Source organism: Mesorhizobium sp. M0145 (genome assembly GCF_040322355.1).
GTDB lineage: Bacteria > Pseudomonadota > Alphaproteobacteria > Rhizobiales > Rhizobiaceae > Mesorhizobium.
This window is the reverse complement of record NZ_JAMYTK010000002.1, coordinates 362,744-384,798: the sequence shown is the minus strand read 5'-3', so window position 1 is coordinate 384,798 and position 22,055 is coordinate 362,744. Positions and strand designations below refer to the sequence as shown.

Genomic DNA, 22,055 nt, shown 5'->3' with positions numbered 1-22,055 from the left:
CCATCACCGCCGACCGGCTCCCCCAGAAGCCCTACTTCCCCAGCTCTATCGACCGCAGCCGCGCCGCTTCCACCGCCTCGGTGAGCAGGCGCGTCAGCCGGTCCTCGCCCATCAGTACTGCAAGGGCCGCAGCCGTGGTGCCGTTGGGGCTGGTCACCTGCTGTCTGAGCACGCCCGGCTCCTCGCCGCTTTCGGCGGCCAGCGAGGCGGCGCCGTAGACCGTCTGCATTGCCAAGAGCTTGGCAGTCCTGGTCGGCAGGCCGGCCTTCTCGGCTGCCACCGTCAGCGCTTCGATGAAATGGAAGATATAAGCCGGCCCCGACCCGGAGACTGCCGTCACCGCGTCCATCAGGCCCTCGTCATCGATATCGGCCACTTGCCCGCCCGCCGAAAGCAGGTCGGCCACAAAACGCTTGGTGTCCTCGGAAACCAGCCTGTTGGAAAACACCACCATCATGCCCTTGCCGATTGCCGCCGGCGTGTTGGGCATGCAGCGCACGATCGGCGCGCGGTCGCCGAGAATGCCTTCGAACGTGGCGACCGGCGTCCCGGCGGCGATGCTGAGGAAAGTGGTTCGGCCATCGTTGAAGCGGATGTAGCCAGCCGTGACGTCGCGGATCACCTGTGGCTTGACCGCAAGGACGACGAGGGCCGGCACGGCGTTGGCCGGTATGGCGCCAGCATCCGCGCCGGCAGCGCAGCCCAGTGCTTCGGCACGCTTGCGCAACTCGGCATTGGGCTCGACCACGAACACCACCGCCGGAGCCAGCTTGCCGGCTTTCAGCCAGCCCGAGAGCATGGCGTAGCCCATATTGCCGCAACCGGCGAGAACAAGCCTGACCGTCATCGAAAGCCTCCCATATTGAGATGGCTTCCCCATAGACGTTCGCGGCAGGGCGGGGAAGCCCTGTTGGGACCGTGATCAGGCGGAAACCCCGACCTTGCGGTTGGGATGCGTATGTAGTCGCGCAGCCGCGCGGCGACCAAATTAACCTTTTATTTCCTATGCCTGTTTAGCATCGCTTAACCAGTGGCGGTCGCTACGTCCCAGCCCGAGGGGAAGGCTCCAGAAACCATGGCTTATAGGAAAAATCGTGAACACTGGAGGAACGAGCAGTCCTTGCTGTCGCTCGTCGAGGCGGTGCGCGGCGAGGACGAAGCATCGCTGGTTTCGCTAGAGGACCGCGCAGGCCCGTCATGGCGCGAGGATGCCGCCACACGCCATCGTCTTGCCCGCTCGCGCCGCGAAGCGTGTGCCAGTCCGATCCTGTTGGCAGCCGCCGGCATAAGCCAGCCCGATCCTGATGAGCCAAAGGCCGGCACCATACTGATGGAAGAGGCTGCAGCTGCCGATGGGGTTTTCGACCCCGCTGGCTCCCTTGGCGGCCCCGATGCCGGTTCCGCCGATCACGCAGCATACCGGGCAGCGCCGCCTCCCGCTCAGCCGGTCGAGGTCGCGCGTACCAAACGTCCTGGTCCGATCGGTGCCGTGTTGTCGGCGCTGAGCCGGCTCATGCCTGGCAGAGCGCCGGAGGAGATGGCGTCCGGTGAGACTTCCGCCGCGACAAATTCCACCGCAGCGATGCCACCTGCGTTCCACCCGCAGCCGCTCTATGCCGGTCGGGCACCTTATCCGCAGCAACCCACGCCGCCGCATTCGGCCCATACTCAGGCCTGGTCGAGGAAGGCAAATCAGGCCTCGGAAGCCGCCGATCAGCAAAGCCAGATCGAGGAAATCCGCGCCAGCCTGCGCGAATTCCGCGAGGTCGTTCGCGAGCTCACCGAAAACCGCGCGCGCCGCCGCTATTTCTGAGCGTCGAATAAAACATGCCGGTTTCGAGTTAACGGCATGGGACGGCGCATTGACGGGATTGCCCGGCTCGATTTTCGTGAAAATGCCGCGCTGCATGTCCGCCCGCAGCGCATGGTTCTGGGCAACGGCCTGCATAAAAGATATCTGGAGCGCGCCGCATGGATGTTTTAACGCGGCAGGCTTACGCGATAGGCGTCGAGGGTGGTTCATGGCTGAGTTGATTGACGGAAAAAGCGTCGCCGAAGACGTGGTGCGGCGGGTCAAGGCCCTGACCGCCGAACTGGCGGAAAAGGGCGGACGGCAGCCCGGTCTCGCCGTGGTCATCGTCGGCGAGGATCCGGCGAGCCAGGTCTATGTCGCCTCCAAATCCCGCACCGCCAAGGAATGCGGCTTCCATTCGGTTCAGCACACGCTGCCGGCCGAAACCTCCGAGCCGGACCTGTTGAAGATCATCGGCCAGCTCAACGCCGATCCGGCCATCAACGGCATCCTCGTGCAGCTTCCGCTTCCCGGCCATATCGATTCCGGCAAGATCATCCAGACCATCGCGCCGGAGAAGGATGTCGACGGCTTCCACTTCATCAATGTCGGCAAGCTCGGCACCGGCGAACTCGAGACCGCCTTCGTGCCTTGCACGCCGGCCGGCTCGATGCTGCTGATCGAACGCGTGCGCGGCAAGGACCTGTCCGGTCTCAATGCGGTCGTCGTCGGGCGTTCGAACATCGTCGGCAAGCCGATGGCCAATCTTCTGCTTGCCGCCAACTGCACCGTCACCATCGCACACAGCCGGACCAGGGACCTGCCGGCGCTTGCCCGCACCGCCGATATTCTGGTCGCCGCCGTCGGCCGGTCTGAAATGGTCCGCGGCGACTGGGTCAAGCCTGGCGCCACTGTCATCGATGTCGGCATCAACCGCGTCGCCGCACCTGAAAAGGGCGAAGGCAAGACGCGCCTCGTCGGCGACGTCGCCTTTGCCGAAGCAGCGAAGGCGGCCGGCGCCATCACGCCGGTGCCTGGCGGCGTCGGACCGATGACCATTGCCATGCTGATGGCCAACACGCTAGCTTCCGCCTATCTCGCAGCCGGATTGAAACGGCCTTCCTTCTGACCAGAAAGCAGCGTCCTTGCCGAACCTCACTGTTCCCTTAGAACGGCCGGTCACCAATGATCCCGTTCAGGGCGGGCGGCAGTTCGGGTTTCTGTTGGTCGACAAGTTCTCCATGTTCTCGCTGGCCGCGGCAATCGACACGTTCCGGTCGGCGAACCGGCTGCTCGGCCGCGATTTCTATGGCTGGACTACGGTGTCGGCCGACGGCGACGCCGTCATGGCGTCCAACGGCCTGCCGCTCAAGATCGACTACGCGGTTGCCGATCTGCCGCCGGTCGATATCCTGTTCGTCTCGGTCGGGCTGACGACGGAATTTCCCGGCAAGAGCAAGGTGCTGGCAGCGCTGCGCAGTTGGGGCCGGCGCGGCAATGCGCTCGGCGCGCTTTCGGTCGGCTCCTATTTGCTTGCCGAAGCAGGCCAGCTCGATGGCTATCGCTGCACCATCCATTGGGAAAACCGCGCCGGCTTCCTCGAACGCTTTCCGGACATCAACTGCACCGGCAACGTCTTCGAGATCGACCGCAAGCGCTACACCTGCGCCGGCGGCACCACATCGATCGACCTGATGCTGGAGATCGTGCGCGGTGATTTCGGCTCGAGCCTCGCCAATGGCGTCGCCAACCAGTTCCAGCATGAGCGCATCCGCTCGGCCGGGGACCGCCAGCGCGTCGGCCCGGAACGCGACCTGACCGGCAAGTCGGAGAAGCTGCGCCGCATCGTCGAGCTGATGGCCGACCATCTCGACGAGCCGCTGTCGGCGGTGCAACTCGCCAAGTCGGCGGGCCTGTCGGTGCGCCAGGTCGAGCGCCTGTTCCTGCGCCATCTCAGTGTGACGCCCGGGCGCTATTATATGCGGCTCAGGCTCGAGCGGGCGCGCGAATTGCTGCGCCAGACAAACATGCCGATCCTCGACGTGGCAATCGCCACCGGCTTCACCTCGCATTCCTATTTTGCCCAGAGCTACCGGCTGCAATTCGGCCGGCCGCCTTCCGAGGAACGCCGCACGGCCTATTGAGGGTTTGGCAGAGAGGCGACGCAGCTTCGTACTCCGTCCGGGCTTGTGTCGCGACCCGGCGTCAAATAGCTTTCCGGCGCCGAGCGGCGGCGACTGACGGGGGAGATTTTTGATGGCGGGATTTGTGCAGAGCGTCGCTGCGGCCGCCCTGTTGCTGTGGACGACGGGGTTCGGCTTCGCCGCCGATCGCGTCATCGTCATTCTCGATGCCTCCGGCTCGATGTGGGCGCAGATCGACGGCAAGCCCAAGCTCGAAATCGCCCGTCAATCGCTGCGGAACGTGCTGCAATCGGTCCCGGCCGAGGAGGAAATAGGCTTCATGGCCTATGGCCATCGCGAGAAGGCCAGTTGCGACGACATCGAACTCATCGTGCCACCGCAGGAAGGCTCGGCAAGTGCGATCTCAGCCGCGGCCGACAGCTTGAAATTTCAGGGCAAGACGCCGCTGACCGCTGCGGTCAAGCAAGCGGCGGAAGCATTGAAATACACCGAGGACAAGGCGACGGTCGTTCTCATCACCGATGGCATCGAGACATGTAGCGGCGATCCCTGTGCGCTCGGCAAGGAACTGGAGGCTGCTGGCGTCGACTTCACCGTCAATGTCGTCGGCTTCGGCCTGACGGCGGCCGAGGGCAAGCAGGTCGGTTGCCTCGCCGACAATACCGGCGGCAAATATATCGAAGCGTCGGATGAAAAGGCATTGCAGGACGCCCTCGTCGAGACCGTTGCGCCTCCGCCACCCGCCCCTGAACCGACTCCCGCCCCGCAGCCTGCTCCCCAGCCGGCGCCCGCCCAGCCGGCGGAGTCCAATTTCGTGCCCACCGTCGTGCTTGCCGAGGGTGGCGATCCCGTCACCGACGGCAATGCCTGGGAGATCTACAAGGCGAATTCCGACGGCACGCGCGGCGATCCCGTCACCACCGAATATGGCACCTACAAGGGCAATCTGGAGCCGGGCGACTATATCGTCGTCGCGCGTGCCGGCGAGGCCAGGGCCGAACAGAAGATCAAGATAGAGCCTGGCCAGGTCGCCAAACCGCACTTCAACCTGAATGCCGGCACGCTGGTCATCCACCCGCGGCCAAGCGAAGGAGCGGACGTTGATGACGGCGCGGCTGTCGTAATCGGCTATCCCGGCGTCGACACCCCGCCGACCTATTACGGTGACACGAAAGTCGTGCTGCCGGCCGGTGACCAGAAGGTGACGGTCACGATCGGCCAGGGCATGGTTATCGAGACGATCCCGCTTGCCGCCGGCAGGGTCATCGACAAGGACATCATCGTCGGCGTCGGGCGTATCGTCGCCAACGCCTATTATGCTGCCGGCGGCGACAAGGCCGAGGGTTCGGGCGTCGGCTTCAAAGTGCTCCAGGCGAAAAAGAACGTCGACGGAACCAGGCAGGAGGTGACTTATGCCTACGGTCCGGACAGCAAGTTCGATCTGCCGCCCGACGATTATGTAATGGTCGCGACGGTCGACCTTGCGGTGGCCGAGCAGCCGTTCAGCGTCAAGGTTGGCGACCATCAGGATCTGAAGATCGCGATGAACGCCGGCATGCTGACGATAACCGCGCCAGGGGCCTCGAAGATCGAGATATTCGAGGCCAGGAAGGCCATCGACGGAACCCGCAAGTCGGTCGGCTACGCCTACGACCAGAAGTATCAAGCCACCCTGTCGGCCGGCGACTACGCGGTGGTTTCGGAGAAATCGGACAACAGCTCGAGGGAAGGCACGGTAACGATCAGGGCCGGCGCGCGAGCCGACCTGACGGTTCAGTAGATCTAATGCATGTCGCGCAAAAGTGTGCAGCGGTTTTGCGATAACGACATGCATAAAAACAAGATCCTAAAAGCGCGTCGCGTGAGGCCGATCGAACGCCACGCGCTTTTGGAGAGCGGCCACCAGCCGCTCTTCCATGGTCGAAAAGTCACGCCGTACCGAAGGCGCTGGCGCCATGGTCGGCGCGTCCCACCAACTGCCGGAACCCGGCGAAAAGCTCGCGGCCGAAGCCGAATTCATTGCCTATGAGGTCGCTGTCCGCGGGGCGGCGCAGTGCGAAATCGCCGGCTGGCACCAGTACCTCCAGCGTCCCGGCCTCGGCGTCGAGCCTGATGATATCGCCGTCATGGATCCTGGCGATAGGCCCGTCCTCCGCTGCTTCCGGCGTCACGTGGATCGCCGCTGGCACCTTGCCTGAAGCGCCCGACATGCGGCCGTCGGTGACCAACGCCACATGCTGGCCGCGGTCCTGCAGGATGCCGAGCACGGTGGTCAGCCTGTGCAATTCCGGCATGCCGTTGGCCTTCGGTCCCTGGAACCGAATGACGGCGATGAAGTCGCCGGTCAGCGACCCCGCCTTGAACGCCTCGTTCAGGCCTTGCTGGCTGTCGAACACCTTGGCCGGCGCCTCGATGACGCGCCGCTCCGGCTTGACCGCCGATGTCTTGATGACGGCGTGGCCGAGATTGCCCGAAAGCACTTTCAGACCGCCGCTCGGCTGGAACGCCTTCTTGAACGGCGCCAGCACCTTCTCGTCCCCGCTCTCGCGCGGCGAAGCCTCGCGCACGACGCCGCCGTCGGCGCCGAGCCTGGCCTCGACCGCGTAGGGGCGCAGCCCTTCGCCCCACACCGTCTGCACATCCTCGTGCAGGATGCCTGCGTCGAGCAGTTCGCGGATCAGGAAGCCGAGCCCGCCGGCGGCGTGGAAGTGGTTCACATCGGCAAGGCCGTTCGGATAGACCCGCGCCAGCAGCGGCACGGCTTCCGAGATGTCGGAAATATCCTGCCAGGTAATGGCGATGCCGGCCGCCGCTGCCATGGCGATCAGGTGGATGGTGTGGTTGGTCGAACCGCCGGTGGCGTGCAGGCCGACGATGCCGTTGACGATCGAGCGCTCGTCGATCATCCGCCCGACCGGCGTGTAGGCGTTGCCGAGCGCGGTGATCGCCAGCGCCCGCTTCGTCGCTTCCCTGGTCAGCGCGTCGCGCAACGGCGTGCCGGGATTGACGAAGGAAGCGCCAGGCGTGTGCAGGCCCATGATCTCCATCAGCATCTGGTTGGAATTGGCGGTACCGTAGAAAGTGCAGGTTCCCGGCCCGTGATAGGATTTTGATTCCGCTTCGAGCAGTTCGGCCCGTCCCGCCTTGCCCTCGGCATAGAGCTGGCGGATCTTGGCTTTTTCGTCGTTCGGAATGCCGGTCGTCATCGGCCCGGCCGGGATGAAGACCGCCGGCAGATGGCCGAAGGTCAGCGCCGCGATCACCAGCCCCGGCACGATCTTGTCGCAGACGCCGAGATAGACGGCGGCATCGAACATATTGTGCGACAGGCCGATTGCCGCGGCCATGGCGATCACGTCGCGCGAGAACAGCGACAGCTCCATTCCGGGCTGGCCCTGGGTGACGCCGTCGCACATCGCCGGCACGCCGCCGGCCACCTGGGCGATGCCGCCGGCCTCGCGCGCCGCATCCTTGATCAGCGCCGGAAACGTCTCGAAAGGCTGATGCGCCGACAGCATGTCGTTATAGGAGGTGATGATACCGAGGTTCGGCACCCGGTCGCCGCCAAGCGCCACCTTTTCGGAAGGGCTGCAGACGGCAAAGCCGTGGGCCAGGTTGCCGCAGGACAGCACGGCCCGGTTGGCGGTGCGGTTCGAGGCTTCGGCGATGCGGCCGAGATAGGCCTCGCGACTGGGCTTGGAGCGCTCACGGATGCGCTGGGTGATGGCTTCGATATCGCGTCTTGCGGTCATGGCGGTCGGTCCTTTCAGGCGAGGTCCCGCAACACCTTCCGGCTATTGCCGGGACCTGCAGCCAAGTTGAGATCAGGGTGCCCAGAAAACCTCTACGGGCTTTTGAGTGGCATCGAGCACGGCGCGAATGGGCTTTCGTGTTCCAGTTCCAAGCGCGGCCTCGAATGCGCTGCGTTTTTCCGCGCCCTCGATATGCAGCGCGATGAAGGTGGCATTGATGATCCGCCCCAGTGACAGCGTCAGCCGTGGCTCGCCGGCGCTTGCCGCGTGAACCGGAAGCACGATCCTTTGCGACGACGGATCGAGCAATCTTGCCAGGTTGTCGGCATCCGGAAAGAACGAGGCGGTGTGGCCATCAGTTCCCATGCCGAGCACAACGACGTCGAGTGGCCAGGGCAGCACTTGCAGCGCCTCACTGTCGGAGACCGCTGCACCCTCGATACTTGCCGCGGCGTGGTAGAGCGGCACGAAATTCGCGGCGGCGGCCGCGTTCTGTAGCAGGTTGGCGGCAACCAGGCCGGCATTGGAGCGCGGCGATGAGGGCGGCACGAAGCGCTCGTCGACCAATGTTATCGTCACCTTTTCCCAGGCGATCGGAACGGTCGAAAGCGCCGCGAAGAATTTCGCCGGCGTCGTGCCGCCCGAGACCGCAAGCAGCGCCGTGCCGCGCTCGGCGATCGCCTTTGACAGACGGCCGGCGACGTGGCCGGCAAGCGCTGTCGCCAACTCCTGGCGTCCGGCAAATTCGTGCCAGTTGTAGGCGCCGCCTAATTGCTCTCGTGCCATGTCCGCCCGTCGCGTTCGATCAGCGCAATCGAGGCCGAGGGGCCCCATGTGCCGGCGGTGTAGCCTTGCGCCTCTTGCCTGCCGCTTTCCCAGGCGTCCTGGATCGGGTCGATCCATTTCCACGCCGCCTCGACCTCGTCGCGGCGCATGAACAGCGTCTGGTTGCCACGGATGACGTCCATGATCAGCCGCTCATAGGCATCGGGGGCGCGGCCGTCGAAGGATTGCGCAAAACTCATGTCGAGCGGAATCTGGCGCAGCCGCATGCCGCCCGGCCCCGGGTCCTTGATCATGATGAACTGCTTGACGCCCTCGTCGGGCTGCAGCCTGATGACCAGCTGGTTGGCGGAGATCGGCCCGGCGCTCTCGCCGAAGATCGAATGCGGGATCGGCTTGAATTCGATGACGATCTCCGAAACGCGCGTCGCCAGCCGCTTGCCGGTCCGGAGATAGAACGGCACGCCCGCCCAGCGCCAGTTGCCGATCTCGGCTTTGAGCGCAACGAAAGTCTCGGTGTTGCTGTTCTTGCCGAGCTCCTCGACATAGCCTTTCACCGGCCCGCCGGCCGAGGCGCCGGCACGGTATTGTCCGCGCACCGTGTGCTTCGGCGCTTCGTTGCCGTTGATGCGCTTCAGCGCCCGCAGCACCTTCAGCTTTTCGTCACGGACGGCGTCGGCGTCCATCGACGACGGCGCCTCCATGGCGACGAGGCAGAGCAGTTGCAGCATGTGGTTCTGCACCATGTCGCGCAATGCGCCGGCCTTGTCGTAATAAGTGACGCGGTCTTCCAGGCCGACTGTCTCGGCCACGGTGATCTGCACATGATCGACATTGGCGGAATTCCAAAGCGGCTCGTAGAGCGCGTTGGCAAAGCGCAGCGCCATCAAATTCTGCACCGTCTCCTTGCCGAGATAGTGATCGATGCGGAAAATCTGGCTTTCATGGAAGTCGTCGCCGACCAGGTCGTTGAGCGCGCGCGCCGAAGCTAGATCGCGGCCGATCGGCTTTTCCAGCACGATGCGCGAATTCGGCGTGATCAGCCCGTGCTCCTTCAGCTTGTGCGAGATGTCGCCGAACAGTGCCGGCGCCACCGCCAGATAGAAAGCGCGGATGTGTTCGCTGTCGCCGATCGCCTGCTTCAGCCTGTCGAAGCCGGCACCTGTGGTTGCATCTGCCGGGACATAGGAAAGCCGTGCGAGGAACGTCTTCAGTTCCGTGGCGTCGATATCTTCCGGCTTCACGTGGTCGGCAATCGCCTGCCTGGCGAAAGACTGGAACTCCTCGTCTGTCATCTTCGAACGCGATGTGCCGATGATGCGCGTCGGCTCGGAAAACTGGTGGTCGCGCTGGCGGTAGTATAGCGACGGCAGAAGCTTGCGTTCCGACAGATCGCCGGTGCCGCCGAAAATGATGAAGTCGAAAGGGTCGACGGGGATGATCTGGCTGGTCATGGTCTGTCCGCTCTGACGCCGGTCGCGATAACGCGGCTGATATAATCTAATCGATTTAAACTTGCCAGTGCCATTGCGTCACATCCGCGTGTGCTCTTGACACCGGCGCTGGCCGGCGGCTTGTCGGCAAGCGATGCTTCCGGGAGCGTTCGCAGGTGCAGCATAGAGCGGGATCAAGGCGAAAGCCAAAGGAGAAATCGGCAATGGACACACATCTTTCGATGGCCATGGCCAAACGCGTTTTCGATCGTCTTCAACGATGAGTGAGAAAAGCATGCGCCTCAAAAACAAGGTCGCCATCATCACCGGCGCTGCCTCGGGTTTTGGCGAGGGCATGGCCAGGCGCTTTGCCGAGGAGGGCGCGCGCGTAGTCGTCGCCGATCTGAACGCCAAGGGCGCAGAGCGCGTTGCCGGCGAGATCGGCGAAAAGGCGATCTGGACCCAGACCGACGTCTCGCTGCGGTCCGAATTCGACGACATGGTCCATGCTGCAATGAGCGCCTTCGGCCGCATCGACATCATGGTCAACAACGCCGGTTATACCCATCGCAACGGTGACATGCTGGAAGTCGACGAGGCGACCTTCGACCTGATCACGTCAGTCAACATGAAGGCGATCTACCACGCAGCGCTTGCCGTGGTACCGGTGATGGAGCGGCAAGGCGGTGGCGTCATCCTGACGACGGCCTCCACGGCCGGTATCAGACCGCGGCCCGGCCTCACCTGGTACAATGCATCGAAGGGCTGGGCGATCACCGCGACCAAATCGATGGCGGTGGAACTCGCGCCGAAGAACATCCGCGTCAACTGCCTCTGCCCAGTTGCCGGCGAGACCGGCATGCTCGCGAAATTCATGGGCGCCGACACACCCGAGATCCGCGAGAAGTTCCGCGCGTCGATCCCGCTCGGCCGGCTTTCGACGCCGCTCGACATAGCCAATGCCGCGCTTTGGCTCGCTTCGGACGAGGCGGCTTTCATCACCGGCGTGGCGCTGGAAGTCGACGGCGGGCGTTGTATTTGAACGGTCCGGTTATCCGGCGGAGGACCGGCTGATGGCGAGCGACCCGCAATCGCTCTGCCGGCCCTACGCCCCGGTTTTGACGTAGCTCTTGTAGATCCAGCCGCGCTTGCCGTTGTACACGATCTGGCACCATTGCTTGCAGCTCATCACTTGCACCGATGTCTTGGCCGGCACGGTGAGAATGGCGGCCGCATTCTTTTTTGGGCCGGTGCGCATGGTGACGGATCTCAGGATGCGTCCGGTACCGGCAGTATTGGCTCTTCCGGATTTTGCCTTGGTGCTGTTGTCGTCTTCGCTCGCGGTCTGCGTCGGCAGTTGCGGCTTGGGCGTGGGGATGGCGGCGGTCTGCGCGCCATCGGGCCCGCTGTTTTTCGTTGAGCTGCCGGGAGCCGCGACCTTGGCAAACAATGCCGCAGCGTCGGGTTTTGCTGCCGGGTCGGCGAATGCCACCGAAGCAGACGATTTATCGGTCGCCTGCTCGGTCTGGCTTGCCAGCTGGTCGGATGCTGCCGTGGCGGCGGCCGATGCCGTCTTTGGCCCCGTCCAGCGCGGATCGTTGGGAGCCAGCGCTGGTATCTCGGCTTCCGCTGCGGCCACCGCTGGGGAAACCGCATCTGCCTTGCCCGTCGTCCGCGGCGCCGCAGCAAGCTTGGCAGGCATGATCTTCGTCGTCTTGACCGGGATGGTCGGAACGATCTGCTCAGGACTTGCGGCCGCTTGTCGCTCATTTGCCGGCAATGCCAGCCACAGTGCCACCGCGGCAACGCCGAGCAGTGCGGCCGTGCCAAGCGCGGCTATCACCAGATGCGCGTTCGACCGAACCCCGTGCCAGAACGTCGGCCGCATATCGTAACCGAATTGCATCGCAAGGCGCCGTCGTTCCGGCGCGCCGAAACTGAAGGGCTCTCTCACACTTGCCACCTCCATTTGCGGGCCGATGTTCTTACGACCCATGCCGGAGAGCCGGCATTTCGATCGGCATCGGTCCCAAACCAAAAGCGGGCAGGCCCGCAAAAATTCCCCGTTCAGCTGCCCACGAGCATCATCTTTCGCCCGCGATTGTGGCATCACTGCGCCCTTGGCCGGAATTCTGCGCCCTGGTTAAGGATTCTGCAACGTCTGGTTAAATCCTGTCCCGCAACGCGTACCAGTTGAGCGCAAGAAAGAGCAGTGGCGCGCGCAAACGCCGGCCGCCGGGGAAGGGTGGAATTTTCAGGTCCTCGATCAGCTTCAGCCGGTCGCGGTTGCCGGCGACCGTCTCGGCATAAAGCTTGCCGAAAAAGTTCGACAGCATGACGCCGTGGCCGGAATAACCGCCGATCGAGGTCACATTGGGCATCACTTCGCGCACGAACGGCTTTCTCGGCACGGTGATGCCGACATAGCCGCCCCAGCCATGCGTGATCTCGACGTCCTTCAGTGCCGGATAGATTTCGGCGATCTGCCGGCGGATGTGGATGTGGATGTCCTTGGGATCGTTGACCGCATAGATCTCGCGCCCGCCAAACAGCAGCCGCCCGTCCTTCGATTTGCGGAAATAGCGCACGACGAAGCGCGAATCGTCGACCGCCTCGCCACCCGGCAACACTTTGGAATCGGCTCCCAGCGGCACCGTTGCGCCGATGAAGGAGCCGATCGGCATGATATGCGCGGCACTCACCGGTTCGAGCGTGCCGCCATAGGCATTGACCCCGATCAGGCATTTAGCGGCGGCGATCGTGCCCTTCGGCGTCACAACCCTCACCTTGCCGCCGCTGGAGGTGATGCCGGTCGACGGCGTCTGCTCGAATAGCTTTGCGCCGGCCTCTGCCGCCACCTTTGCGGTGCCGATGACCAGTTTCAGCGGATGGATGTGGCCGGTGCCGGTGTCGCGGGTGCCGCCGAAATAATGCGTCGAGCCGAGCCGCTCGGCTGTCTCCGCGGCATCCATGAATGAGATGTGCGGATAGCCGAATCGGCACGCCATGATCTCGGCATGCGCCTTGTAGTCGTCGACATAGCGCTTCTTGTGCGCCACCGACATCTGGCCGGGCATATAGTCGATCTCGATCTGGTGCATCGCGGCAAAGTCGAGCAGATGCGCCTTGGCCTCTTCGGCCAGGTCGAACAGCGCCTTGGCGCGGGAAAAGCCGTATTCCGCTTCCAGTTCCTCTGCCCAGGCCCGTTGTCCGGTGCCGAGCTGGCCACCATTGCGGCCTGATGCGCCGTCACCGAAACGATGCGTTTCGATAAGCACGACATCCGCGCCTGTCTTGGCGAGATGAGCCGCCGCCGACAGACCGGTAAAGCCGCCGCCGACAATCACCACATCGCATGTCCGGTCGCCGTCGAGCGCCGGATACTCGGGCCTTGGCCCGGCCGTGTCTTCGTACCAGGAGCGGCCGGGGGAGATTGGGGATTGGTAAGTCATGATGCTCGGCTAGGGCAGTAGGGCAGTAGGTGTCTATTCAGCCGACAGCTTGCGGATCAGAAGCCGCAAGAGCTTTCCTACGCTCTCGCTGTGGGGCATCAATGACTCGACCGCCTCGCGAGAGGTAATTCCAACCCTTTGCGCGATTAAAAGGTGTGTCTCCAGTTCCTTGAGTGATCCCTGGGCGATCCTGAGAAACTGCTGGTAGGAAGCTCGGCTTTCTCGGCCGTAACCCTCGGCGATGTTGGCGGGCACCGACGTTGCTGCCCGACGCACCTGACTCGTCAGCCCGTAGATCTCGTCTTTCGGCCAAGTCCTTGTTACTTGGTAGATTGCAACTGTTAGGTCCATGGCTTGCTGCCAAACGATCAGATCCCTGTACGATGCGATCTTGTCCGTCATCCTTGCCCTACTGCCCTACTGCCATATTGCCCTACTCCCCTACTGCCATATTGCCCTACTCCCCTACTCCCCTACTCCCCTACTACACATTCAGCAGCAAATACTCCCTCTCCCACGGGCTGATCACTTCCATGAAGGTCTCGAATTCCGCTCGCTTGATCGCCGCATAGGTGGCGGCAAATGACTTGCCGAGCAGCGCGCCGAGTTCTTCGTCAGCCTCGAACAGGTCGACGGCTTCGAGCAGGCTGCGCGGCAGGTCGATCTGGTCCTCGTTGGCGGTCGTCAGAACCGGCGGCTCGGCCTTGATCTTGTTGGTCATGCCGATCAGCCCGCAGGCAAGCGATGCCGCCAGCGCCAGATAGGGGTTGGCGTCGGAGGAGGGGATGCGGTTCTCGACGCGCCGCGCCGCCGGGTCGGAGCGGGGCACGCGGAAGGCCGTGGTGCGGTTGTCGTAGCCCCATTTGTTGTTGACCGGCGCCGAGGCCGACTGCGTCAGCCGCCGGTAGGAATTGACGTAGGGCGCAAACATCACCAGCGCGTTCGGCACATGTTTCTGCATGCCGCCGATGAAATGGAAGAAGGCCTCGGTCTCCGAGCCGTCCTCCGCCGAAAAAACGTTCTTGCCGGTCTTCTTGTCGATGATCGACTGATGGATATGCATGGCCGAACCGGGCTGCCCTTGGATCGGCTTGGCCATAAACGTGGCGTAGATCTCGTGCTTGAGCGCCGCCTCGCGGATGGTTCGCTTGAACATGAACACCTGGTCGGCGAGCTCGATCGGATCGCCGTGACGCAGATTGATTTCGAGCTGGCCGGCGCCCTCCTCGTGGATCAGCGTGTCGATCTCCAGGCCCTGGCTTTCGGAGAAATGGTAGATGTCGTCGATCAATTCGTCGAATTCGTTAACCCCGGCGATCGAATAGCCGGCGCCGCCGCCGATCGGCCGTCCCGATCGACCTACTGGCGGGGTCAGCGGATAGTCCGGATCGGGGTTCTTGCGCACCAGGTAGAACTCGATCTCGGGTGCCACGACTGGCCTCAGCCCACGCTTGTCATAGGCGGCAAGCACGCGCTTCAGCACGTTGCGCGGCGTGAACTCGACCGAGCGGCCGTCCTGGTGGACGAGGTCGCAGATAACCGCCGCGGTAGGGTCCTCCTCCCACGGCACCACCGTCAGCGTCGAGAGGTCAGGCATCAGCTTGAGGTCGCCGTCGTCCTCCGGATAGTGGAAGCCGTTGCCGTCCTCCGGATAGCCGCCGGAAATCGTTGTCATGAACACCGCCGAAGGCAGCGCCAGCGAGGTGTTGGAGGTGAACTTCTTCGATGGCATCATCTTGCCGCGCGCAACCCCGGCCTGGTCGGGTGTGATGCATTCGATATCTTCGATGCCGCGCCATTCCAGCCAGGCGCTGACTTCCTTCCAGTTCTTGACGCCACGTTGGTTTTTCACGAAGGCAGGCGTGCGGACGCGTCCTCCGCGGCTCGACGGACGGACTTCCTTTTTTGCAGGCGGCATCAATCACCAGATTTGTTGCAGATTGTGGAGTATAGCCGTTGCCGACGACGAAAGGGAAGGGGAGCCGGCTGGCGTGCGCCTCGATAACCGGGGGAACACAACGACTTCCGGATAAAAGCCTCCTGGTCTAGGGTCGGCCTCCCGCAACGCTGCAATTAATGGTCCCCATGCAACACAGCCGCAAACTGACGACGATCGGCTTCGACGCCGACGACACGCTGTGGCAGAACGAACAGTTCTTCCGCATGACCGAGCAGCGCCTCGCCGCGCTGCTCGCCGACCACGCCGAGGAGGACCGGATTTCAGCAAGATTGCTGGAGGCCGAGAAGCGCAACCTCGCGGTCTACGGCTTCGGCATCAAGGGGTTCACGCTGTCGATGATCGAGACGGCGATCGAGGTCACCGAAGGCCAGGTGCCTGCCTCAACCATTGCTGAAATTCTCGCCGCGGGCCGCGAGATGCTCAGCCATCCGATCGAGCCGCTTCCGCATGCGCGCGAGACCGTGGAAAAGCTGGCCGGCGCTTACCGCCTGGTGCTGATCACCAAGGGCGACCTGTTCGACCAGGAACGCAAGCTCGCGCAATCCGGCCTGGGCGAGCTGTTTGATGCCGTCGAGATCGTCAGCGACAAGAGCGCGGCCACCTATACCCGCATCTTCAGCCGCCACGGCGACGGCCCGGAAAAGGGTATGATGGTCGGCAACTCGCTCAAATCGGACGTCGTACCGGCCATCGAAGCCGGCAGTTGGGGCATCCACGTGCCGCACGAGCTCACCTGGGTGCTGGAACATGTCGAGCCGCCGGTCTCAGCACCACGCTTTCGCCAGATAGCCAATCTCGGTGAACTGCCGGGCTTGATCGAGCGTATCGGCGAGATTGATTGATCAGGTCTGCAGCCGAGGCATCGCGGTAGGCGTCAGTTGCGGCCGACCCCGACCAGCCGGTCGATCACCGGCTGCAGCCGTTCGGTGGTGATCGGCTTGACGACCACTGCATCGATGACGCTGGACAGGCCCAGGCTCTCCGGCGTGCCGGTCTTGACTGAGAGCAGGATCACCGACGGAAGCGATCTGCCTGACGCCCTTCGCAGTGCATCGATACCCGACAGCAAGGCGTCGCAGTCCCCATTCTCCGCACCGCCGTCGAGAACGACAGTGCCGGGAATCAGCGCGTGCAAGGCCTTTGCCGCGGTTTCGGGAGCTTCCGAGATCGGTTTGAGGCCGGACCGCTCCACGATTTTTGAAACCACGACGCGGTTGATCGGTGATTTTCCGACCACCAGCACCCGCGAAAAATCCGGGAGCATCCGCGTCTCCATGTCCCGGCTAACAAAAGGCAGCTGTTTTGCAGTCTCGATATCGCGATTCGCTGGGCACATGGCGGGGCAGGCCGTTGTTCAATGTTTCAATGCAGGGTTGAAACTCGAGAGGTAATTGGCGTGAGATCACTGCTCATGTCAAGCTCAAATGGCGTATCAGGAGAATATCGCAAGAAACATTAAAATTAAAATTAAGTGCTTTTCTTTGCGGCCGCCCGAAGAAGAAGTTGCCACCACAATCGGGCAGGCTCAGCTAAGTTTGGCTTTGCAGCGCGAACGCACCAACTCGCAGCCGTAGCCGGGTTGACGTAAGGTTGGACGAAGGCGAGTCAGGCCTGTCGCGAGCTTGTCGTATCGCCTCGCCGAACTACCCTTCCTCGTTGGCTAAGCACGTCTCTTTGACCGACGGGAGATGACGATGGAACTCGTGACTCACAAGAAATTCAAAAATGGCCGGTTGATGCCATGGGGAAAGGGTACGATCGTTACCGGCGCAAAGGGGTTTATCTACCTTTCCGGAAACACCGCGACGGCCGAGGACTACGATCCGATCGGCAAAAGCGGCGGCGCCGCCATTGGCGATGCAGCGGCACAGTGGCGCGCAATTCTCACCAATATCAAATCAGATCTGGAGGAGCTTGGCAGTGCGCTCGAGCATCTCATCCGGCTGACCTTCTTTGTTAAGGGGCCATTTCCAGATGGCGGCGTGCTGAGCTCGCCCAATTTTCGCTTGGACGTCTTGGACGAATTCTTTGCCGTGCACTGCCCGAAGCACTGCAGCTACAACAACCCGCCGCCCTCGGAAGTTATTGGCGTTGCAGCGCTTGCGCAGCCTGATCTTGTCATTGAAATCGTTGCATTAGCGGCTCTGCCGGATTAGGCAAAGCCGCGGCGTGCAAGGTGCGATAGCATGCGCTCAAAAGAGGCGCGGTGCTATCGAGTTTGTCTGTCGTGGCTCCGCTGTGTGACGATGACCGGGATCAGCAGATCGCCCCAGTTGCCGTCGCCGCCATGGTGCCGTGCCGAGCGCACCAGTTCGACCGAGACGCCTGCCTCGACCGCCTTCATCACCGACTGATTGAGCCTGTGCAGATCGTTCGCCAGCATGCGGATGGTCGCCTGCTGGTCGACATTCATGCTGGTGGCCTGCTCTTCGGCCCGTTCCTTGACGCGGCTTATCGAAGCCATTGGTCTTCTCCCTGTGTTGCCATGCCTGTTGTGTTGCCATGCCCGTTTGGGCGTTCACTCTGTTTGTCTGCTATTCCGCCGCCGGCCTGAATTGGGCGCGCTCGGTCGATCCCTGCATGGCCGTGGTCGAAGACTGGCCACCGGTGATCGCCATCGAGACGGCATCGAAATAGCCGGTGCCGACCTCGCGCTGGTGCTTGGTGGCGGTATAGCCATTGGCTTCCGCGGCGAATTCCGCCTGCTGCAGTTCCGAATAGGCGGCCATCTGCCGCTCCTTGTAGCCGCGGGCGAGCTCGAACATGCCGAAATTGAGCTGGTGGAAACCGGCCAGCGTAATGAACTGGAACTTGTAACCGATGGCGCCGAGTTCCTTCTGGAACTTCGCGATCATTGCGTCGTCGAGATTCTTCTTCCAGTTGAAAGACGGCGAGCAATTATAGGCAAGCAGCTTGCCTGGATGATGCTTGCGCACGCCTTCGGCAAACGTCCTGGCCTGCGCCAGATCGGGCTTGGAAGTCTCGCACCAGATCAGGTCCGCATAGGGCGCATAGGCGACGGCGCGGGCGATGCAGGGCTCGATGCCGTTGCTGACACGATAGAAGCCCTCCGCGGTGCGGCCGGCGCCATAATCGACGAAGGGCTGGTCGCGCTCATCGATGTCGGAGGTCAAGAGCTGTGCCGCTTCCGCGTCGGTGCGTGCCACGACCAGCGTCGGCGTACCCATGACGTCGGCGGCAAGCCGCGCCGCGTTGAGGTTGCGGATATGTGCGGCGGTCGGGATCAGCACTTTGCCGCCAAGATGGCCGCATTTCTTCTCCGAAGCCAGCTGGTCCTCGTAATGGATGCCGGCCGCACCCGCCTCGATGAACGCCTTCATGATCTCGAAGGCGTTGAGCGGCCCGCCGAAACCGGCTTCCGCGTCGGCGACGATCGGCGCGAACCAGGTGTCGACCGACAGCCCGTTGCCTTCCGAAGTCTCGATCTGGTCGGCGCGCTGTAAGGTGCGGTTTATGCGCTTGACCAGTTCGGGCGCGGCATTTGCGGGATAAAGCGACTGGTCCGGGTACATGGCGGAAGCGGTGTTGGCATCGGCGGCGACCTGCCATCCTGACAGATAGATCGCTTTCAGCCCGGCCCGCACCTGCTGCATCGCCTGGTTGCCCGACATGGCACCCAGCGCGTTGACGAAATCCTCTTCATGGATGAGCTGCCACAGCCGGTTTGCCCCCATTTCGGCGAGGCTCTGCCGGATCTGCACCGAGCCGCGCAGCCGCTTCACGTCGTCCGGTGAATAGGGCCTTTCGATGCCATCAAAGCGGCCTTGCGGCGCCGACGGGACGAGGTTGTAAAAGTCGGTCATTGATCACTCCAGGCGGTTTTGATGCCGGTTTAGGAAGGCGTCGCAGAGGGAAAATATGTGCGCCATATGTGTGACACCATTTACACGTCGGCACGACGCAAGCGAGGTAAACCTCCGGATCAGTCATAAAATAAGGGAAAACCTGTGTTGTGTTTGACTGATGAGAGCTGTAAATCTGTCATGGTTGTAAAGACAGCCATGCCATCGGCGGATGTAAAATTCTGTCAAGGAAACTCGATTGGCCGACCACAAAATCTTTGCCGGGCCGCGCATTCGTCGCATCCGCAACGCCAAGGGGCTGACCCAGACGGCGATGGCCGAAGGGCTCGGCATCTCGCCGTCCTATCTCAATCTTATCGAGCGCAACCAGCGGCCGCTGACGGTGCAACTGATCCTGAGGCTGGCATCCGTCTACAAGGTTGACCCGCACGAACTGCAGGGCGAGGCGCGGGGATCGGTCGCCGATTTGAAGGAAGTGTTTTCAGATCCGTTGCTGGCCGGCGAACTGCCGGGCGACCAGGAACTCATCGAGCTTGCCGAGGCGGCGCCCAACGCTTCCGCCGCTGTGATAAAACTGTTTCGCGCCTATCGCGAGCAGGCCGAGCGATTATCGGATCTCAACGAGCTGCTCGCGCGTGAGGGCAAGGCCACCGCACTCTCCGGTGCCCGGCTGCCGATCGACGAGGTGCATGAGATTTTCGAACGCCGGCCGAATCATTTTGCCGCGCTCGAAGAGGAAGCCGAGGCATTCACGTCGGTGCTCGATCCTGGCGACGATCTGTTCAGTGCGTTGAAGGCTTGGCTGCGGCGTGAATTCGGCATCGTCGTTAAGGTACTGCCGGTCGCTACCATGCCCAACTGGCGGCGTCGCTATGACCGTCACTCGCAACGCCTGTTCCTGTCCGAGCGCCTGTCGCCATTCGATCAGCTGCGCGAGGTGGCTATGGAGGCCTGCCTGATCCGCATGAGCGTCGCTGTCGCCGCCGAGATCCAGGCGCTGAAGCTGACCACGGACGAAGCCCGCCGGCTGGCGCGTTTCGAGCTCGGCCGCTATGCCGCGCACGCTCTGATGATGCCCTATCAGCCTTTTCACGCCGCTGCGGTCCGCACCCGCTACGATATAGACATGTTGCGGTCGCGCTTCGGCGTTTCCTTCGAGCAGGCGGCGAACCGGCTGACCACGCTGCAGCGGCCGGGTGCGTCGGGTGTGCCGTTCTTCATGCTCGAGGTCGACAGTGCCGGCAATCGGTTCCGCAAGGCGGGCAGCCACGGCTTTCCGCAAAGCCGCTTCGGCGGCGGCTGTCCGAAGCTGCCGGTCCATGCCGCCTTCGCCCAGCCCGGCCAGATCCTGGTCGAGGCAGTGGAAATGCCCGACGGTGCGGCGTTCCTCTGCATGGCCCGCACGCTCGAAGGGCCGCAGGGCTCGTTTGCCGAGCGCCCGCGGCGCACGGCGCTGTTGCTCGGCTGCGACATCGGTTTTCGCGACGAGGTCGTCTATGGAGCGGCATTGCCGGGGCCGGCCGCCATCGGCAAGACCGGACAGAGCGCCGCTGCGCTGGCGACGCCGGTCGGCCCTGCCTGCCGGCTGTGCGAACGCATCGGCTGCCTCGCCCGCGCCGAGCCACCCGTTACACGTCCGCTCGGCCTCGACGAGATGGTCACGGGACTGTCGGCGTTCGATTTCCAGTGATTCGGCTCCAGCAATATTGCGGCTGAATCTTCGACCAAAGGACCTCATCTGTTCCTGCGGCGGCAACCAGTAAGCTGGTTCGCGGTTGCCGGCCAAAATATTGGTTCAGCCAAAATATTGATTCAGCCGAATATTGATTCAGCATTGACGGTACGGTATCAAAAAAAAGAACTGCGCAACGGTCGGGGGATCAATGATGGGCAGGACAGTTTTTTGGCTTGGCTTGGCGCTCGCGTTTTCGGCCGATCCCGCATTGGCTGAAAAGTCCTCGGATTTCTTCAATTCCTATCAACACTACAATGATGCCGGCAAGGCGTTCCTGGACAAGATCGATCCGAAGACCGGCGCGATAAATCTTGCCGAAGGCATCCATCTCGACCTCAAGGACAAGTTCTATTTTCTGGACAAGAAGGACACGCTCTCCGTCCTCACCGAAGCCTGGGGCAATCCGCCCGACTCTGGTTCCGATGCCCTCGGCATGATCTTTCCAGTCTCCCATGATCCCATTGCCGACAACAATTGGGGGATAGAGCTGCGCTGGGAAAAGATCGGTTACGTCGACGACAGCGACGCCGCGTCCATCGATTACAATGAACTGCTGCGCAACATGCAGTCAGACACTCTGTCCGGCAACGATCAGAGGGTAAAGGATGGCTATGCGCCCATTACGCTGATCGGCTGGGCGTCGCCGCCGGTTTATGACGCGGCCCACAAGCGCCTGCACTGGGCCAAGGAGCTGCAATTTGGCAACGATGCCGCCCATACGCTCAACTACGACGTCCGTTTCCTTGGCAGGGAGGGCGTCTTCGTGATGAGCTATATCGCGACGGTGGAACAATTGCCGGAGATAAGGCAAAGCCTGGATGAAGTGCTTGGCCTCGCGGACTTCAATACCGGCAAGACATACGCCGATTTCGTGCCGGGCGTCGATACGGTTGCGGCGATTGGCGTCGGTGGTCTGATTGCCGGCAAGCTGGCGGCGAAAGCAGGTTTTCTGGTCGTGGCGCTGATCGCGCTGAAAAAGTTTGGCCTGCTCCTGCTGATTCCGCTGGCCGGTCTCTGGCGTTTTATCCGCGGCAACAAGAGCACCTCGTAACGCATCATCGACAGGTCGCCTCGGAGCATCGCCGGGCGAGGGGCGAGGCGCCCTCATCAGTGCGCCAAACGGAACATCGAACTGGATCACGCCCGGCCTTCTGCTTTGCGTTACGCGAATTAGGCACGT

Annotated in this window: 21 protein-coding genes; 10 read left to right on the top strand and 11 right to left on the bottom strand. The window is 62.8% G+C overall.

Going from position 1 to position 22,055, the window contains the following annotated elements; translation table 11 throughout:
* Positions 1-31 precede the first annotated feature (31 nt).
* Entirely contained in the window at positions 32-847 is an 816-nt protein-coding gene (gene proC, locus NKJ28_RS06810; protein WP_023677429.1) for a pyrroline-5-carboxylate reductase, read from the bottom strand.
* A gap of 228 nt (positions 848-1,075) precedes the next feature.
* Between proC and NKJ28_RS06805 the strand changes: the two genes are divergently transcribed.
* The 5 genes from NKJ28_RS06805 (at position 1,076) to NKJ28_RS06785 (ending at position 5,716) form a co-directional block, all read left to right on the top strand.
* Positions 1,076-1,813: a hypothetical protein gene (locus NKJ28_RS06805; RefSeq protein WP_352634683.1), complete on the top strand. Its 738-nt coding sequence runs from the start codon at positions 1,076-1,078 to the stop codon at positions 1,811-1,813.
* A gap of 36 nt (positions 1,814-1,849) precedes the next feature.
* Positions 1,850-1,984, top strand: coding sequence for a hypothetical protein (locus tag NKJ28_RS06800; protein ID WP_023677431.1), 135 nt, complete (start codon positions 1,850-1,852; stop codon positions 1,982-1,984).
* Between the two features lie 37 nt (positions 1,985-2,021).
* Positions 2,022-2,921, top strand: coding sequence for a bifunctional methylenetetrahydrofolate dehydrogenase/methenyltetrahydrofolate cyclohydrolase FolD (gene folD, locus NKJ28_RS06795; RefSeq protein ID WP_023677432.1), 900 nt, complete (start codon positions 2,022-2,024; stop codon positions 2,919-2,921).
* 16 nt (positions 2,922-2,937) lie between these two features.
* Positions 2,938-3,936 (top strand): GlxA family transcriptional regulator, encoded by a 999-nt coding sequence (locus NKJ28_RS06790; protein WP_023677433.1) that lies wholly within the window; start codon positions 2,938-2,940, stop codon positions 3,934-3,936.
* A gap of 112 nt (positions 3,937-4,048) precedes the next feature.
* Positions 4,049-5,716, top strand: a complete 1,668-nt coding sequence (locus NKJ28_RS06785) for a vWA domain-containing protein (protein WP_352634680.1) — start codon at positions 4,049-4,051, stop codon at positions 5,714-5,716.
* 148 nt (positions 5,717-5,864) lie between these two features.
* On the opposite strand, the gene edd is transcribed toward NKJ28_RS06785, so the two are convergent.
* The 3 genes from edd to zwf all read right to left on the bottom strand — a co-directional run bounded on the left by edd (position 5,865) and on the right by zwf (position 9,925).
* Positions 5,865-7,688, bottom strand: a complete 1,824-nt coding sequence (gene edd, locus NKJ28_RS06780) for a phosphogluconate dehydratase (protein ID WP_352634678.1) — start codon at positions 7,686-7,688, stop codon at positions 5,865-5,867.
* 72 nt (positions 7,689-7,760) lie between these two features.
* Positions 7,761-8,474 (bottom strand): 6-phosphogluconolactonase, encoded by a 714-nt coding sequence (gene pgl / locus NKJ28_RS06775; RefSeq protein ID WP_352634676.1) that lies wholly within the window; start codon positions 8,472-8,474, stop codon positions 7,761-7,763.
* The gene (gene zwf, locus NKJ28_RS06770; protein ID WP_352634674.1) at positions 8,456-9,925 is read right to left on the bottom strand and encodes a glucose-6-phosphate dehydrogenase; all 1,470 of its coding nucleotides are present in this window, start codon (positions 9,923-9,925) and stop codon (positions 8,456-8,458) included. Before zwf ends, pgl begins: the two co-directional genes overlap by 19 nt.
* Before the next feature lie 274 nt (positions 9,926-10,199).
* Here zwf and NKJ28_RS06765 point away from each other — a divergent pair, with 274 nt between their 5' ends.
* The gene (locus NKJ28_RS06765; RefSeq protein ID WP_023677438.1) at positions 10,200-10,946 is read left to right on the top strand and encodes an SDR family oxidoreductase; all 747 of its coding nucleotides are present in this window, start codon (positions 10,200-10,202) and stop codon (positions 10,944-10,946) included.
* A 63-nt stretch (positions 10,947-11,009) separates the two neighbouring features.
* Here the strand turns inward: NKJ28_RS06765 and NKJ28_RS06760 are convergent, their stop codons facing one another.
* From NKJ28_RS06760 to NKJ28_RS06745, 4 genes are all read right to left on the bottom strand, one after another.
* The gene (locus NKJ28_RS06760; RefSeq protein WP_352589266.1) at positions 11,010-11,810 is read right to left on the bottom strand and encodes an SH3 domain-containing protein; all 801 of its coding nucleotides are present in this window, start codon (positions 11,808-11,810) and stop codon (positions 11,010-11,012) included.
* 259 nt (positions 11,811-12,069) lie between these two features.
* On the bottom strand, positions 12,070-13,356 hold the full coding sequence (locus tag NKJ28_RS06755; RefSeq protein WP_352634672.1) for an NAD(P)/FAD-dependent oxidoreductase: 1,287 nt from the start codon (positions 13,354-13,356) through the stop codon (positions 12,070-12,072).
* A 33-nt stretch (positions 13,357-13,389) separates the two neighbouring features.
* On the bottom strand, positions 13,390-13,758 hold the full coding sequence (locus NKJ28_RS06750; protein WP_023677441.1) for a four helix bundle protein: 369 nt from the start codon (positions 13,756-13,758) through the stop codon (positions 13,390-13,392).
* 82 nt (positions 13,759-13,840) lie between these two features.
* On the bottom strand, positions 13,841-15,274 hold the full coding sequence (locus tag NKJ28_RS06745; protein ID WP_352634670.1) for a glutamine synthetase family protein: 1,434 nt from the start codon (positions 15,272-15,274) through the stop codon (positions 13,841-13,843).
* Positions 15,275-15,441: 167 nt separating this feature from the next.
* On the opposite strand from NKJ28_RS06745, the gene NKJ28_RS06740 reads away from it, so the two are divergent.
* On the top strand, positions 15,442-16,158 hold the full coding sequence (locus tag NKJ28_RS06740; protein ID WP_352634668.1) for an HAD family hydrolase: 717 nt from the start codon (positions 15,442-15,444) through the stop codon (positions 16,156-16,158).
* 32 nt (positions 16,159-16,190) lie between these two features.
* On the opposite strand, the gene NKJ28_RS06735 is transcribed toward NKJ28_RS06740, so the two are convergent.
* A complete protein-coding gene (locus NKJ28_RS06735; RefSeq protein WP_352634666.1) occupies positions 16,191-16,580 on the bottom strand; it encodes an ANTAR domain-containing protein in 390 nt (129 codons plus the stop codon).
* 430 nt (positions 16,581-17,010) lie between these two features.
* On the opposite strand from NKJ28_RS06735, the gene NKJ28_RS06730 reads away from it, so the two are divergent.
* Positions 17,011-17,472 (top strand): RidA family protein, encoded by a 462-nt coding sequence (locus NKJ28_RS06730; protein ID WP_023677445.1) that lies wholly within the window; start codon positions 17,011-17,013, stop codon positions 17,470-17,472.
* Between the two features lie 53 nt (positions 17,473-17,525).
* Here NKJ28_RS06730 and NKJ28_RS06725 read toward each other — a convergent pair whose 3' ends face one another.
* Together NKJ28_RS06725 and aceA are read right to left on the bottom strand one after the other, a co-directional pair.
* Positions 17,526-17,780, bottom strand: a complete 255-nt coding sequence (locus NKJ28_RS06725; RefSeq protein WP_023677446.1) for an SMc00767 family acetate metabolism repressor — start codon at positions 17,778-17,780, stop codon at positions 17,526-17,528.
* Between the two features lie 70 nt (positions 17,781-17,850).
* Entirely contained in the window at positions 17,851-19,140 is a 1,290-nt protein-coding gene (gene aceA, locus NKJ28_RS06720; RefSeq protein ID WP_352634664.1) for an isocitrate lyase, read from the bottom strand.
* A 238-nt stretch (positions 19,141-19,378) separates the two neighbouring features.
* Here aceA and NKJ28_RS06715 point away from each other — a divergent pair, with 238 nt between their 5' ends.
* Both NKJ28_RS06715 and NKJ28_RS06710 read left to right on the top strand, forming a co-directional pair.
* Complete coding sequence (locus NKJ28_RS06715) at positions 19,379-20,830, top strand: helix-turn-helix domain-containing protein (RefSeq protein WP_352634662.1); 1,452 nt, start codon at positions 19,379-19,381, stop codon at positions 20,828-20,830.
* A gap of 196 nt (positions 20,831-21,026) precedes the next feature.
* Positions 21,027-21,926, top strand: a complete 900-nt coding sequence (locus NKJ28_RS06710) for a DUF2167 domain-containing protein (protein ID WP_352571625.1) — start codon at positions 21,027-21,029, stop codon at positions 21,924-21,926.
* Positions 21,927-22,055: the final 129 nt, after the last annotated feature.